The organism is Pseudoalteromonas thalassia (genome assembly GCF_049257215.1).
In the GTDB taxonomy this organism is placed as follows: Bacteria; Pseudomonadota; Gammaproteobacteria; order Enterobacterales; family Alteromonadaceae; genus Pseudoalteromonas; species Pseudoalteromonas lipolytica_C.
The window spans coordinates 113,858-129,661 of sequence record NZ_JBMMUE010000007.1; the positions used below are offsets into that span (position 1 = coordinate 113,858).

A 15,804-nucleotide genomic window follows, 5' to 3' on the forward strand; every position below is an offset into this window, starting at 1 on the left:
TAAATAAATGCTTAAATGTCAATTTCTTGCGTTGCAATATGAGCGCCCAGTTGGCGAAGCTTTTTAAACCGCTCACGGGCGGCTTGCTTAGCGTTTGGCTCAATGGGTACAAAGTCAAAAACTTGCTGAAAACGGCGAATAAAATCCGGCAGGTGTTCAGCTAAGTTGATTAATATTTTTCTGTTGCCGACAGGCGGAGTCATACCAATTTCAACCGGTGCGCCACCTTTAGGGCCTTCACCTTGTAGGTTGTGTGGTACAAAACTATCTGGTTCAAATGACCAAATGATGTCGTCGATTGTGTGGGCCATGTCAGTGTTATCGGCGTAAATAAATACGCGATGACCAAGACGATACTGATCAGCAGCAATTTTTGCCGCGAGATCGAAACGTGCGTCAGTTGATTGCTGGGCATTATCATCTTGTTTTAGAACGTAAAATTGTGCGTTCATACTCATTGTGACGGGCGTCCCCACAGATACACAGATCAAAGCAGGGATTTTGACATAGAACGCGTATTGCTTCAATTAATAAGGCGCCATTTGGCGCCTTATTTAGCTATGTTTAGCTTGTTAGTCGTGATTGGCTTCGTTTACGCCTGCGCGGTTAAGTAAATATTGTGTCAGCATTGGGACCGGACGGCCTGTAGCGCCTTTATTTTTACCGCCACTACGCCACGCTGTGCCTGCAATATCTAAATGAGCCCAATTATATTTTTTGGTAAATTTAGACAAGAAGCACGCTGCAGTAATCGTACCTGCTGCACGGCCACCTAAGTTGGTGAAATCAGCAAATGGGCTTTCAAGTTGCTCTTGGTAGTCATCCCACAGTGGCAATTGCCATGCGCGGTCACCACTTTGCTCAGACGCTTTAAGTAAATCATGAGCAAGTGGGTTATGGTTTGAGAGTAAACCCGTAGCATGAGAGCCCAGCGCAATGATACACGCACCAGTTAGTGTCGCTACGTCGACAACAGTATCTGGTTCAAAACGCTCAACATACGTTAATGCATCACACAATACTAACCGGCCTTCTGCATCGGTATTTAACACTTCAACAGTTTGACCTGACATGGTTGTTAAAATATCACCCGGTCGATAAGCGTTCGAGCCTGGCATATTTTCACATCCGGCAAGTACACCAACCACATTAATAGGTAACTGCATTTGTACCAAGGCGCGCATAGCACCAATAACACCTGCAGCACCACCCATGTCGTACTTCATTTCATCCATGGCTTCGCCTGGCTTGATTGAAATACCACCTGAGTCAAAGGTCAAACCTTTACCAACCAAGACGATTGGCGCTTGATCTTTGTCGCCACCTTGATAGTTGATCACAGACATTACTGACTCATTAGCACTACCACGGCCAACCGCTAGGTATGAATTCATGCCCAGCTCAGCCATTTTTTCTTCGCCAATAATTTCAACAGTTACGTTATCAAAGTTTTCTGCAAGCTCTTTCGCTTGCTCACCTAAGTAAGCAGGGTTACAGATGTTTGGTGGCATATTGGCAACATCTTTACATAACTTACTACCCGCAGCGATGGCTAAACCATGCTCAATTGCACTTTCGCCAATCGTTAGCTCGCGACGTGTTGGTACGTTGAAAACAATTTTACGAAGCGGGCGACGTGGATCGCTCTTTTTGCTTTTAAGCTGATTAAATGTGTATAAACAGTCTTGTGTCGTTTCGACTGCTTGGCGGACTTTCCAGTAGGTGTCACGACTTTTAACATGTTGCTCAGTTAAAAAGCACACAGCTTCCATCGAACCTGTTTCGTTTAGCGTGTTAATCGTTTTTGAGATGATTTGTTTGTATTGTTTGTCATCAAGCTCACGCTCTTTACCACAACCAACTAGCAGTACGCGCTCGCTCAGTACATTGGGAACGTGGTGTAATAACAATACTTGACCAGGTTTTCCTTCAAGATCACCGCGGCGAAGTAAGTTTGAGATATAACCGTCACTTATTTTATCTAGCTGTTCACCAATGGGCGATAAACGACGTGGCTCATAAACGCCAACTACAATACATGCGCTACGTTGTTTTTCTGGACTACCACTTTTTACGCTAAATTCCATTGTTACTCCTGATGTTGAGTCTAAATACCTTCGTAAAATAAGGGTAAGAAATTCATTTTGAGCTGTTTCTTACATTTTTTAGTTTATAAGCACTAATGTTAGTACATAAACTGTGACTCTATTTATGTGTTTTTGAACTTTATCTTAATGTGAATATCAATATCACATAATAGAGGCCATCTGTACCATTTAAGCAAGATTATATGTTCTTGCTAGGTATGATATTTAACTTTGATGGCATATAATAAAGTGAGTAAAATAACTAGTTTACTCAAAATTCCTTACTATTCCAGTGAAACTCGATGTTTAACAGGGGCGAGCATTGCTAATTTTTCGTTATTTGACCACTGAAGTCTTAAAGTCGCAGGTCGCCGTATTTTTAACTTTGATGACTATTTTCGTGTCTCAAAAGTTTGTTGTTATTTTAGGAGACGCCTCTGAAGGGGGGCTTCCTGCTAAGCTTGTGCTTTCGATGATTGCACTAAAACTACCTCAACTTGCTTCACTTATTCTGCCTTTAAGTATCTTCTTGGGTATTATCTTGGCGTATAGTCGCATTTATGCTGACAGCGAAATGACAGTTTTCAGAGCGTGTGGTGTGAGTGAGTGGTACGTGGTTCGAGTGACACTTATTTCAAGCACTGCTATGGCCGTATTAGCAGGGGCGCTTACACTCTATATCGCGCCATGGGCCAGTGAGCAAGAATATCAATTAAAAGAGCAAGCTAAAGCTGACGCTGGCTTGTCGGCTTTACGTGCCGGACGTTTTCAACAAACCGGGAACGAAAAAGCGGTTGTGTTTATTCATAATATTGAAAATGGCGGCAAAGAGCTTCACAAAGTATTTGTTGCCCAGTTGCCAGACCGAGAGAAAGGTGACTTAGCCCGTTTAGTATATGCTGAGCGTGGGGTGGTGATTGAACAAGAAAATGGTGAGCAACAACTTGTTTTAAACGACGGTAAACGTTACGAAACCGATGGCGAAACAGCTGCCCTTAACTTAACCGAATTCGATGGCTATAGTGTGCAAATCCAAGATCAAGAAATTGAGCATCAGCGCCGTAAATTAGAAGCTGTACCAACATTTGATCTGTTTAAAATGAAAACCACTGAAGCAATTGCGCAGTGGCAATGGCGTTTAGCTATTCCGCTTTCAATTCCATTATTAACTTTATTAGCAGTGCCTTTAAGTGTGGTAAATCCGCGCCAAGGTAAATTTGCTAAATTAGTGCCTGCAATCAGCTTATATTTAGGGTATTTCATATTACTGAATGCCGCTAAGTTTGCTGTTGAAGATGGCAAAATTCCGCCTTCAATTGGTTTGTGGTGGATCCATTTATCAGCCTTGTTTATTGGTGGGTTCTTGATTATTAAAGGTCGTCCGCTCGGTGCGTGGTTAAAAGCAGTAGTGACTAAGCGGGAGTTAAGCGCATGATGAAAACACTCGACTGGTATTTAGGTCGCAGCATAATTCAAACAACCGGTTTTGCGTTAATGGTATTGGTGGGTATTAGCACCCTAATAAAGTTTATTGAGCAGTTAAAATCGGTTGGTCGTGGTAGCTATGATATTGCAACAGCCCTCATTTACACACTGTATAGTATGCCAGGCGATTTAGTTATTTTCTTTCCTATGGCTGCGCTAATTGGTGGCTTAACGGGACTTGGTGCGCTGGCCTCAAACAGTGAGCTGGTAGTCATGCAAGCGGCGGGGATGTCACGGCTGCAAATTATTGTTTCAGTAATGAAAACCGCTATGTTTATGGCTATTTGTATGATGGCACTAGGTGAGTGGGGTGCACCAGAAGCACAGCTCAAGGCAAAAGATATCCGTAACCAAGCCATTTATGGCGGGGATGTTTTTAATGCCAAACAAGGGGTGTGGGCAAAAGATGGTAACAACTTCATAAATATCGAAGATGTTGATCAACAAGGCATACTTCGCGGTGTACACATGTATCATTTTGATAAGTCACTGCAATTAACACAAATTACGAAAGCTGAAGAAGCACTCAACCGCAAGGATGGCTGGTTACTTCGCGATGTTAATAAGGTAATGATTACACCTGAACAGATCACTACCGAGCAACAAGGTGAAGAGTTTTACAGCTCCCAACTTACCGCCGAAAAGCTAGGGGTTGTATCTGTAAAACCTGAGGCTTTATCGTTCACTGGATTATGGTCTTATTTAAGCTATTTGAAACAGAATGAGCAAGATACGAGCACCTATGAATTAGCATTGTGGCGTAAGATTATGCAGCCTATATCGATAGCCGTGATGTTATTAGTGGCATTATCATTCATATTTGGACCACTTCGTACCGTGACAATGGGCGCACGCATCATTATGGGCGTGATCACAGGTATCACTTTTCACCTAACCAATGAGATTTTTGGTCCTGTGGTTATGGTGTATCAAATTCCAGCCGTGGTAGGGGCTGTATTGCCTAGTGTTTTATTTATTGGCTTTGCTACTTACTTATTGAATAAACGGGTGTAATGCTCGTTTTAAGACACAAAAAAAGCGTGGTTTTGAGCCACGCTTTTTTTGTGCTTGATTTGTTGCTTAATCAAGAGAGCGATAAATACGTTTATTTTCTTCTTTGGTTAAGGTGATAACTTCTGTTTTTGCGATGTAATCTTGCAAAGCGCGCTTATTTTTAAAATCAACCAACACCACTAGATTCCCTAAACCTAATAGCGCAGTAATCGCTCTGATTGCACCTTGATGCCAACTAATTAAGCGACCATCGAGGGTTTGCACCTTCAAACGCCATGCACGCATACCAATAGTTTGGCCACTTTTAGCCCAAAAATAGCTAAAAAAACTAATACTCACTACTACCAATAACGCACTACGAATCCCATACAGTAATGGAGAATTTTGAATGAATGCCGATACATCTTCGGCGTTGCCAATGCTAAGTACGTCTAATGAAATTAGCCCTTGAACAGCTAATAAATACAGTACAGTTGTCAGCATCGCAAAAGCAATTACAACTAAGGTATCGTAAATTAAAGAGGCAAAACGGCGCCAGAAACCGGCACGTGGAAACTCAGCTGACATAAACTATCTCATCCAATTAAATTGCGCAGTAGTTTAGCAAAGTACTTAGCAAACAAGAAATACTTAGCGAAGCTTTAGCGCGTCGACAAACAGGTCTGACCTGCTATAGTAAAGAAAATAATAAAAATGAGCACACAACTATGGCTGTTTCTCAAAGTGAAACCCATCAGGTATTTAATCAACCTAAACCGCTTGAAAATTACAACGCCTATAAGGCTGACAGCGTGCTTCAGTATTGGCAAAACCGTTTTGCAGGGCAGTGGGGGGCTGCACATTTAACGGCGTTTGGAGAGCAAGTGGGCGGCACATTATTGCGTGCTGGGTTCTTAGCAAATAAACACTTGCCAGAACTAAATACACACAGCCGCTTTGGTGAGCGCATAGACCAAGTTGATTATCATCCAAGTTACCATCAGCTGATGCAGCATGCCATAGAGCAAGGGCACTGCGCATTGCCTTGGCAACAAAAAAAAGCTGGTAGTCATGTTGTAAGAGCAGCGATGGCGGTGCTCCACAACCATGCTGATCCGGGCTCCGGCTGCCCATTAACTATGACCTTTGCTAGTGTGCCTGCAATAGCCAGTCAAAAAAATGTAGCGGCTATGTGGCTACCTAAAATATTGGCAAATCATTACGATTCAGATAATAAACCTTGGTACGAAAAAAAGGGTGTCACCATAGGTATGGCGATGACCGAAAAACAAGGTGGCTCTGATGTGCGAGCTAATACCACCAAAGCCGACGCCATCAATGAGAGTGGTGCAGGGCAATTATATGCTTTAACCGGCCACAAATGGTTTTGCTCAGCGCCCATGAGTGATGCATTCTTAGTGCTCGCTAATACCGATGACAAGCAATTATCTTGCTTTTTAGTACCTCGCTGGCTCGAAACTGGCGAGAAAAATGCCATGTATATTCAGCGCTTAAAAAATAAGTTAGGTAATCAATCAAATGCGAGTTCTGAAATTGAATTTAGAGGTGCGCATGGCTGGTTACTCGGAGAACCAGGAAGAGGTATTGCTACAATTATTCAAATGGTTGCTCTAACTCGTTACGACTGCATGCTAGGCTCAAGTTCGTTGATGTTACAAGCAGTAAAAGAAGCAATATGGCATACAGCTGGGCGCAGTGTATTTGGGAAAAATCTGCATCAACAGCCACTGATGCTCAATGTGCTGGCTGATTTAGCTATTGAAGCAGAAGCTGCACTTGCGATTTCAATGCGTATTGCCCATGCCCTTGATAATCAAGATGATAGCAATGAAGTGGCATTGATACGCAGTGCCACGGCAATCGGTAAATATTGGATTTGTAAGCGGGCAGTGCAGCACACTTATGAGGCTATGGAATGTATTGGTGGTGTGGGTTATGTTCAAGACAACATTACCAGCCGACTTTATAAAGAAGCACCGGTTAACTCAATTTGGGAAGGCTCTGGTAATGTGCAGTGCCTTGATCTTTTGCGCGTGTTTAGCCGTGAACCTGAATCACTTGAGGTGCTTATCAATGAGCTAGAAAAAGCGCGCAGTTTGCACCCTGATTTTGCGATAAAACTCGATGAACTTAAAGAAATGCTCACAGATACCGCAAACTTCGAAATGCATGCTCGGCGCATAATTGAAAGGCTGGCACAGCTTTGGCAAGCAGCAACGCTATTGCAATTTGGCGAACCGCTTATAGCAGATGCGTTTGTGAAAAGCCGTTTAACCGGTGTGGGGTTTAGTCAATATGGTTGCCTTAGTTGTGATATTGATTGTCAGGTGATTGTTTCGAGAATGATGCCAAAACTCTAAAGTTAACAACTTGTTTAATAATTGTCCGGTTGAGTAGCCGCTGCGCACAAAAGGCTTGCTGCCTTACCCATTCTTTGTATAATGCTTGGCATAGAGACAAAAGCAGTTTAAAAAGTTTTTGCTCTAAAGTGGTTTTTCTTTATCTTCTCGTGTTTAGAAGGTTAAAGAAAAATGAAGCCAGTATGATGGAATTGGTAGACATGACGGATTCAAAATCCGTTGCCTTCGGGCGTGGCGGTTCAAGTCCGCCTACTGGTACCACTTTTGAACCCTAGCCAATTGGTTAGGGTTTTTTTATGCCTGAAAAGTAGTTAGCGGACTTGAGCGCCACGCGGGGCGTGGCACTGGAGTAAGTAAAAGTCCGCCTACTGGTACCACTTTTATGACCCCAGCAGTTTTGCTGGGGTTTTTTTATACCTGAAAAGTAGTTAGCGGACTTGAGCGCCACGCGGAGCGTGGCACTGGAGTAAGTAAAAGTCCGCCTACTGGTACCACTTTTTAACCCTAGCCAATTGGTTAGGTTTTTTTATGCCTGAAAAGTCTTTATCGGACTTGAGCGCCACGCGGGGCGTGGCACTGGAGTAAGTAAAAGTCCGTCTACTGGTACCACTTTTGAACCCTAGCCAATTGGTTAGGGTTTTTTTATGCCTGAAAAGTAGTTAGGGGACTTGAGCGCCACGCGGGGCAAGCTATCTTCAGCAATCCTGTTCGTAAAGGTACTTTAGTGCCTAACCAAGCAATACCTAACCATACACAAAACAATCAAGGCTAAAGCTATTCCTTTGGGGAACTTTGTCTAGTGCTTGCAATTCGTTATAAAGTATCCATTCAGCCATTATTAAAGCAACTTTTGTTCTATTTATAAGCGCTCAAGTTCGAACTATGCTTAATTATTAAATAACCCCGAAAAATGTGTGCTTTTTTGCTCGCAATGTCACCATTTTAGACTAGTGTCCGATGGTGTTTAGAACAATCTTATAATACAATTTGTGGTCTAAGTATAAGTGAAGTCAATCACTTAGTGCATTGAATCGGTAGGGTGGCATCGCGTGGGTACATACGACTTAAAACGTATTGTTGAAAGTATATCTAATCTTAAAAGTGAAAACTTTTATAATGCAATATGCCTTTCCTTGTCTGAAGTACTTGGTGCCTCTTATGTTTTTTTAGCTCAAGTTGATGAGTCAACGTTACATGCGACGACCATCGCTTTGGCTGCGCATGACGAAATTGTTGAGAACATCAGCTACGATATCCGCTGTACCCCCTGTAACGATGTAAAATGCGGCAGTATTTCTAGTTATAGTGCTGGTGTTCAGCAGCTATTTCCAAACGATCAGATGCTCGTTGACATGGGAGTTGAAGCTTATGTAGGAGTACCTCTACAAAGCGTGTCTGGCAAAACTGATACTATTCTTGTCGCGCTATTTCAGCATGAAATAAACGACGCGATGCAAATAGAGTCGTTTTTCTCATTATTTACCGGCCTTATTCAACGTGAAATTGAGAAAGACCGCTTTATTGCTAAACTCGATTTTGCAAATCAACTTATAGAACAAAGCCACGAAGCAATTTTTATTTGCGACCACAATGTACATATTACCTACGCGAATACCGCATTTACGAAAATGACGGGCTACTCGTTGGATGAAGTTTTAGGGCAAAACCCAAAAATTTTAAGCTCAAACAAATATGATCCTCACTTTTACAAAGCAATGTGGCACCAAATTAATACTGAGGGTAAGTGGTCTGGTGAAATCACTAACAAGACCAAACAAGGTACGCTGTATACACAATTTTTATCTATAACCAAAATGCAAAATAATGGTGAAGATTGTTATGTGGCGTTTATTCTTGATATCACTGAGAAGAAAGAAGCAGAACAGAAAATCTACTTTCATGCGAATCATGACCAGCTCACCGGTTTAACCAATCGCTTTTATTTTAAAGAGTACTTGTGCCAGCTTGTGTCGTCGCTGTCTTATCAAGACGATGCGGATACCAATTTAGCTGTAATTTACTTTGATATCGACAAGTTCCAAGATATTAACACGGTATACGGCTTAACATTTGGTGATAGGGTTTTATGTAAGTTAGCAGAGCGAGTTGAACGCCATTTTAAAGAATGTGCTTTTTCGCGAATAGATGGCGATAGTTTTGCTATTTTGCAGACCTATCAGCACACGAGTGAACTTGAACATGTATGTAAACAGGTTACTACGTTATTGCTTGAGCCTTTTTCAATTGGTGGTATCAATCAACAAATATCAGTTACATTGGGTATTAGCAGATTAGAACAAACCAGTGATACAACATCGCAACATAAAATAGAAAAAATTGCTCGTCGTTTAATAAGACAAGCAGAGCTGGCTACATTAAATGCAAAGCAAGTTGCAGAAGAGTACTTATTTTTCTGTAAAGATATGGATATTAAGGTTAAAAAGCATAACCTATTAGTTGAGCAATTAACGCAAGCGGTTAAAAATAACGAGTTAGAGGTGTATTTTCAGCCGATTATTGATGTTGAAAATAACACGGTTGCTAAATTCGAAAGTTTGGTGCGTTGGAATAATCAAGGGCAATGGGTATCACCTGTTGAGTTTATTCCGTTAGCTGAAGAGTCTCGAGTGATTATACCTCTCGGTGAACTTGTGTTGATTAAAACCTGTCAGCAAATAAAAGCGTTAGAAGCAGAAGGTTATGAAAACTTTGTTTTTAACGTGAATCGCTCTTTATTTGAGTTTACTGAGTTTAACCCTGAGCGTAATACATGGCTTGAAATCATTAAAAAACAGGGTGTTAAACCATCAAAAATTTCATTTGAGTTAACTGAAAGTGTGCTAGCGCCAGAAAATACAAACCATCTCGATGTATTAAAGCAGTTGAAGCAAGCAGGGTGTTTAATTTCATTAGATGATTTTGGTACCGGTTATTCGTCTCTTAGTTATTTGCGCCGCTTCCCGGTTGATGTACTTAAGCTTGATAAGTCATTTATTGATGAAGTGCATGTTGATTTAGGTGACGAAGCGCTGGTTAAATCGATTATTCAAATGAGTCGGGTGTTAGGTATTAAAGTTGTTGCTGAAGGGGTCGAAGAGCGTGAGCAGCTAGCGGTTCTAACTGAAGCGGGTTGTGATTATATTCAAGGCTATTACTTTTCTAAGCCATTGCCAGCAAATGATGTAGTCCCATTTTTAACGCAATTTTCTCGAGAGCAGTAGGTAATTACGGTATGATTTTGATATCAACCAGTTAGCTAAGCTTGTGATGTCAAAATTAACCGCAAAGCAAAACATAAAGGCGATTGTTACTGCCATTAAGGTCGAAGAGCAGTCGCTTAGAACACGTTTCCCTATACTCAACCAGCAAAACACCATTGCGATGGCTATTTTACTAATGTCGTTAAGCGCACTGATTGGCGTTGCGGCACTTTATTACCTAGCTATTATACCTGCATGGCTGTGTATCATTCTGGCTGCTTTTATTACCTCGATATCGCATGAGCTTGAGCATGACCTGATCCACAAGCAGTACTTTAGTAATCGCCCTTATATTCATAACCTAATGATGTTAACCGTGTGGCTAATGCGACCCAATACGGTTAACCCTTGGTATCGCAGAAAAATTCATTTACATCACCATAAAGTATCCGGCACCTCACAAGATTTAGAAGAGCGCTTAGTGGGCAATGGCATTAAATCGCCATTTTTAAGAGCCTTAGTCATTACCGATGGCCTGCTAGGTTTATTAATCAATACCAAGCGATTTAGTAAAGAAATTAGTGGTTTTAAGTTTTTACGCGTGTTTAATGCAGGCTTTCCGATTACAACCGCGTACTTTGCGATTCTTTATGGGGTAATTGCTTATTACGCTGTGCAGTTTGTACAGCCATTTACATTGCCAACATGGGGAGCTGAATTACTGGCGATGGCAGAGTTTTTAATGGTGGTACTTATTGTGCCTAATATGATTCGTTCGAGCTCTCTTAACTTAGTGACATCTTCCATGCATTATTATGGCGGTGTAAATAACTTGCTTGAGCAAACACATGTGATCACCAGTCGCTGGTTTTTACCGTTTCAGTTATTTTGTTTTGATTTTGGCCGCACGCATACAATCCATCATTTTGTGCCGAATCAGCCCTTTTACATTAGACAATTGATCAGCAAAAAAATACATCCTATTATGGCCCAGCATGGGGTACGTTTTAATGACTTACAAAGCTTAAAACATGCCAATCACTACTCAGTAAAAGAGCAGCCATCTCAACAAGGAGTTTAATATGAAGGTTACCGGTCGTTGTCATTGTGGTGAGGTAACTTACCACGCAGAAGTTGATGAAAATAAAGTGATTAACTGTCACTGCACTGACTGCCAAATTATCTCGGGTGGGCCTTTTCGCACGGTTGTGGTGTCTGTGCCAGATGGGGTTACCTTCACAGGTGCTCCACCAAAAGAATATATAAAAATCGCTGAAAGTGGTAATCAACGTGCGCAAGGATTTTGTGGTAACTGTGGTACAGCCTTGTATGCTACTTCTGTAGGGGCTGGTGAGCGTATTTATGGCTTACGAATTGGCGCTGTAGAGCAAGCTGATGAGCTTATCCCTAAAGCCCATATTTGGTATCGTTCACATAAACCTTGGCTCGATAACCTAAGTGATATGAGTGCCTTTGAAACCGCACCTAAATAGGTGCGGTTTCATTTTTATTGTTGCTCGATAGTGACATTTCGGCCACTTAAGTAACCAAACAATGCACACAGTAGGCTTGATGCAATACACAGCCAAAGTGCTCCTGCCCAGTTATTAAAATAGCTATGTAAGGACCCCGCAATAATAGGGCCTGTTGCAGCTAGTAAATACCCGATGCATTGTGCCATACCTGATAATGCCGCGGCTTGCATTGAGTCATGAGTTCGCAAACTTACAAATGATAAGCCTAAGATAAAACACGCACCTGAGCAAAAACCTAGCGTGATCGACCAGAGTGTCGCAAAACTAGGTGCAACTAATAACCCGACTGAACAAAGCGCACCAAGTAACGCCAGGCTTAGGGTTAAGATGCGTTGATCTTTTAATTTGGCAAGTAGTGGAATAAGCACAATACCCGGCAGTGCCGAGGCAACTTGAAAGGCGCCTTGCAAAGCGCCTGCATGCTGCGCACTGTGGCCACCTTCTATAAGTATACTGGGTAGCCAACCTAGCATGATATAAGTGAAAAATGAGTTAAAACCGAGCAGCAAAGTGATTTGCCAAGCAAGTGCTGAGTGCCAAATTTTGCTTTGTGTGCTACCAGGTACATGAGACTGTTTTGGCATGGTATGTTGCTTAAGTTGCGGTAACCACACCACTATTGCCAGTACAACCAATAAGCCATAACTTGCGATTGCCAATTGCCAGCCAAGTTCTTTATATTCTGCCAGCGGAATGATGAGTGCTGAATAGCTGCCACCAAATATGCCCATTGCCAAAACATAACTAGATGTCATCACTGCCACTTTATGTGGAAAGTCTCTTTTTATCAGGCTTGGCAATAGCACATTACCAATCGCGATACCTACGCCAATCACCGCGGTGCCAATAAATAGCACAGTGGCAGAATCAATAACACGAGATACAACCCCTATGCCTATTAGTACAAGAGCAATAAATAGCGATACTTCAAGGCCGCACTTTTTAGCGAGACTTGCCGCCATAGGCGAGGCAATAGCAAACGCGATTAAAGGTAGAGTCGTCAACATACCGGCTTGCGATGCATTTAACTTGAATTGTTCAATGATCTGTTCAAGTACTGGTGCAATGCCAGTGATCGGCGCTCTTAAACTGGCTGCAATAAGAAAAATGCCCAGCACTAAAACAAGGTTACGAAATAAGTTTTGAGATGATGTCACGCTGTTTAGAAATCATAGCAAGAGGTACATTTATCATACCAAAACACTAAACAGCGTGGGTGAACTATGAGATAGCTCACCAAAAAATGCGGTTACTTAAAACTGATAACTTACTGATAACATGGCATTGCGTGGTCTACCCGGAAAGTAGCGGTCGCCACTAAATGTGGTGTAGTCAGCACGCTCAGCATAACGCTCGTCGGTTAAATTGTTCACTCGTGCAGTAACCGTAAAGTTAGCTGTTAGCTGCCACGCCGCTCTTAAATTAACTAACGAGTGGCCTTCGTAACTATGCAGGTTTTCAGGATCAGTGAAATAACTGCTGGTGGTATGTAGCTCAAGTCCAACACGCGTTATGTCGTTTGCTTGCCAAAGTAGCTGTAAGTTTGCGATGTTACGTGGTGCAGTATCGATGAGATTGCCATTAATATTAACCCCGCCAAGTAATTGATCATAACTGTAAGTGTGTTTGGCGTGGCTCGCTGCTAACTGCATCGATAAACTTGGTGTAATGGCATAGGCCAGCTCAAGCTCAACACCGCGATGCTGGGTTTGACCATCATTGACGTAATAAAAGTCACTGTCGCGGAAAATAGTATTCTCTTTATTCATTGCATAAATGCTAACTACATAATGCAGCTGTGCTTGTTGACCTTTTAAACCGAGTTCGAGGTTTTTAGCTATTTCGGATTTAAGATCTGCGACATTCTGTTCGCGCTGTAACTGATAAAGCTCTGCCGCTTGCGGTGCTCGATAACCTTCTGAAGCATTGGCATAGATAAACTGATTATCAGCATATTGATAGCTTAAACCAAGCTTAGGCGAGAAGTTAGTAAAGCGATTTACGCCGCTTTCTGGTCGAGAATAGCGACACCCACCCATTGCGCATGCTGTGCCATCGTCTTTTGTGCGACCAGCCAACATTTGGTTGTCGTAGTCATAACGCATACTCTCGTAGCGACCACCAAGACTGATGAGTAACTCATCAAGTTGCCAATCAAGGTTAACAAATGGTGCCAATAGGGTACTTGTTACTTGATAGTCATAATGTTTGCCTTGTGGCACGGTGGCGACTAAAAACGCTGAGCCTTGAGTGGGGACGTCTTGATATTGTAAAAAATCAGCATCAGTAAGCTCACCATCAAAACCAACAGTTAATAGGCTAGAACCGGTCAACTTATGCTGCCAGCTAGATTGTAGGCCAATACCTTGCTGAGCATTTTCTTCAAGGGGAGTACCCGGTAAAAAATGCTTAAAGAAGGTCATGCTTTGGTCGCGAATATAAGGCGTTAGGGTAAAGCTGTTAGTTTCATTTTGTGTCCAATTTAGCTTTGACCAAACACGCAAAGAGCGGGCCTTACGAAATGCATCAGGGTCAAAGTTAGATTGTGCTATTTGCTCATCCTTATAGCTTTCAAAGCCCTCGATGTAGCCAGCAGTTTGCTGATCTAAATGGGTATAAGTAAGGCCTGTACTTACACTTAGTTTTTCGCCATCAAAACGGTGACGTAGCGAGAGCTTTTCTTGATCAACACTTTCGTCATCGCGATAACCCGTATCTCGGGTGATCGTGGCATTAATGCCTAAGCCTTGCTGACCGAAGTCACGACCCGTACCTAGTTTATAGCGGGTATAGCCAAACGAACCGTAATCAAAACCAAGTTGGTTGTGGTCATAGGTTGTATCTGGGGTGATCACGTTGACCACACCATGCACTGCGTTTGAACCATAAAGAGCAGAGCCGGGGCCTTTCAGTACTTCGATACGTTCAGCCATTTCAGTATGGGCTTCGAATAATTCATTGATGTTGCAAAAGCCAGCTGCGCGAAGTGGAATACCATCTTCAGCAGTAAGTAAACCACCGCAAGCACCGGCACCTGATAGCACAGGCGAACGTAAAGCGGGTAAATACTCTTGGCCGTTACCATGTTGAAGGTTAGCACCGGCCACTTGCTTTAGGGCTTGTTCAATATGGGTTGGAGCGATAAGCGCCAGTTGCTTTTGTGAAATACTACTAACCACAACAGGCAGTGGATCTGCCAATACCTCGCTGCGCGAGGCGGTTGTTGTAATATGTTCTAGCTCATTATTTGCAATCGCTTGCTGATTAATTAATGAGGTGCTCACAAGCACTGAGAGTATCGACAACTTCATGAAAAGCCTTTGGTTAGGTACAACAAAAATAAAAGGGTAACTGCTTTTTAGGATGGGTAAAAGCTTTCGCGATTAATAACTTTTTACGTTGTGTTTATGACGCTAAAAATTCGCACTTTAAATCAGCATGAAAAGTACTGCCCTATTTTCGGTAATTAGCGTTGTAAAAAGTCAAAATCGAGTCATAAAATTGGCTATGATGACCAAAGAAGTTTAAAGAAATGTAAAGATTGGCTTTCTAATGTGTTGATATGTAAACAGTTGCGTTTTTAAATTGTAACCCTTCATCTATGATTCAGCCACAAACGTTAGGCTTTCAACATGAGCAAAGTTGAGAGTCTCAATTATGAATAAATTACTAACTATCTCTGTTGCTGTTTTGGGTCTAAGCTTTATTCCGATGGAAGCATACGCAAAACATGACCGTGACCATGATAGATATGAGCGCAAACATGAGCGTAAAAAGCATCATAAACATAAGAAGCATCACAAGCATCACCATCATCATGACAGATATGATCGCCACGATAGGTATGACCGTTATAGCTACCGTGATTTACCACCCGGTTTATACAAAAAAGTAGGACATGGTGGTGGTTTACCACCAGGTTGGTATAAACGTCTTCACCACGGTGACATCCTGGACCGTGATATTTATCGACATGGGCGTGTAATTAAGCGCCGTGATCGAAATGGCATTATTGCCATCGAAATCGATGACCGCCTGATTCATTTAGTACATGATACGCGAGAGATATTATCAATCGTTACTCGTCATCGTTAATCCTGTAAGAAGCCGCTAATGCGGCTTT

Annotated in this window: 12 protein-coding genes and 1 tRNA gene; 8 read left to right on the plus strand and 5 right to left on the minus strand. The window is 42.1% G+C overall.

The genetic code is table 11. From position 1 onward, the window contains the following. Nucleotides 1-11: 11 nt before the first annotated feature. Both AAEU31_RS10390 and pepA read right to left on the minus strand, forming a co-directional pair. A complete protein-coding gene (locus AAEU31_RS10390) occupies nt 12-458 on the minus strand; it encodes a DNA polymerase III subunit chi (RefSeq protein ID WP_199526111.1) in 447 nt (148 codons plus the stop codon). Nucleotides 459-572: 114 nt separating this feature from the next. Beyond that, nucleotides 573-2,087 carry a leucyl aminopeptidase gene (pepA, locus tag AAEU31_RS10395; RefSeq protein WP_135923634.1) on the minus strand — a complete coding sequence of 505 codons (1,515 nt, stop codon included), beginning with the start codon at nt 2,085-2,087 and terminating at the stop codon, nt 573-575. A 322-nt stretch (nt 2,088-2,409) separates the two neighbouring features. Between pepA and lptF the strand changes: the two genes are divergently transcribed. After that, nucleotides 2,410-3,522 (plus strand): LPS export ABC transporter permease LptF, encoded by a 1,113-nt coding sequence (gene lptF, locus AAEU31_RS10400; RefSeq protein ID WP_135923635.1) that lies wholly within the window; start codon nt 2,410-2,412, stop codon nt 3,520-3,522. Beyond that, nucleotides 3,519-4,586, plus strand: a complete 1,068-nt coding sequence (gene lptG / locus AAEU31_RS10405; protein WP_135923636.1) for an LPS export ABC transporter permease LptG — start codon at nt 3,519-3,521, stop codon at nt 4,584-4,586. The genes lptF and lptG overlap by 4 nt, the downstream gene beginning before the upstream one ends. A gap of 66 nt (nt 4,587-4,652) precedes the next feature. On the opposite strand, the gene AAEU31_RS10410 is transcribed toward lptG, so the two are convergent. Continuing rightward, a complete protein-coding gene (locus AAEU31_RS10410; RefSeq protein ID WP_199526116.1) occupies nt 4,653-5,153 on the minus strand; it encodes an RDD family protein in 501 nt (166 codons plus the stop codon). A gap of 140 nt (nt 5,154-5,293) precedes the next feature. Between AAEU31_RS10410 and AAEU31_RS10415 the strand changes: the two genes are divergently transcribed. The 5 genes from AAEU31_RS10415 (at nt 5,294) to AAEU31_RS10435 (ending at nt 11,639) form a co-directional block, all read left to right on the plus strand. Further along, the gene (locus AAEU31_RS10415; protein WP_421967169.1) at nt 5,294-6,946 is read left to right on the plus strand and encodes an acyl-CoA dehydrogenase family protein; all 1,653 of its coding nucleotides are present in this window, start codon (nt 5,294-5,296) and stop codon (nt 6,944-6,946) included. 176 nt (nt 6,947-7,122) lie between these two features. Then, a tRNA-Leu gene (locus AAEU31_RS10420) sits at nt 7,123-7,207 on the plus strand. Nucleotides 7,208-7,995: 788 nt separating this feature from the next. After that, nucleotides 7,996-10,167, plus strand: a complete 2,172-nt coding sequence (locus AAEU31_RS10425; protein WP_421967170.1) for a putative bifunctional diguanylate cyclase/phosphodiesterase — start codon at nt 7,996-7,998, stop codon at nt 10,165-10,167. Nucleotides 10,168-10,213: 46 nt separating this feature from the next. Then, the gene (locus AAEU31_RS10430) at nt 10,214-11,227 is read left to right on the plus strand and encodes a fatty acid desaturase (RefSeq protein ID WP_421967171.1); all 1,014 of its coding nucleotides are present in this window, start codon (nt 10,214-10,216) and stop codon (nt 11,225-11,227) included. Nucleotide 11,228: 1 nt separating this feature from the next. Then, entirely contained in the window at nt 11,229-11,639 is a 411-nt protein-coding gene (locus AAEU31_RS10435; protein ID WP_135923641.1) for a GFA family protein, read from the plus strand. Nucleotides 11,640-11,653: 14 nt separating this feature from the next. On the opposite strand, the gene AAEU31_RS10440 is transcribed toward AAEU31_RS10435, so the two are convergent. Next, entirely contained in the window at nt 11,654-12,838 is a 1,185-nt protein-coding gene (locus AAEU31_RS10440; protein WP_421967172.1) for an MFS transporter, read from the minus strand. 96 nt (nt 12,839-12,934) lie between these two features. Continuing rightward, nucleotides 12,935-14,992 carry a TonB-dependent receptor gene (locus AAEU31_RS10445; protein ID WP_421967173.1) on the minus strand — a complete coding sequence of 686 codons (2,058 nt, stop codon included), beginning with the start codon at nt 14,990-14,992 and terminating at the stop codon, nt 12,935-12,937. Between the two features lie 346 nt (nt 14,993-15,338). Here AAEU31_RS10445 and AAEU31_RS10450 point away from each other — a divergent pair, with 346 nt between their 5' ends. After that, on the plus strand, nt 15,339-15,776 hold the full coding sequence (locus tag AAEU31_RS10450) for a hypothetical protein (protein WP_135923644.1): 438 nt from the start codon (nt 15,339-15,341) through the stop codon (nt 15,774-15,776). The last annotated feature ends 28 nt before the right edge of the window (nt 15,777-15,804 follow it).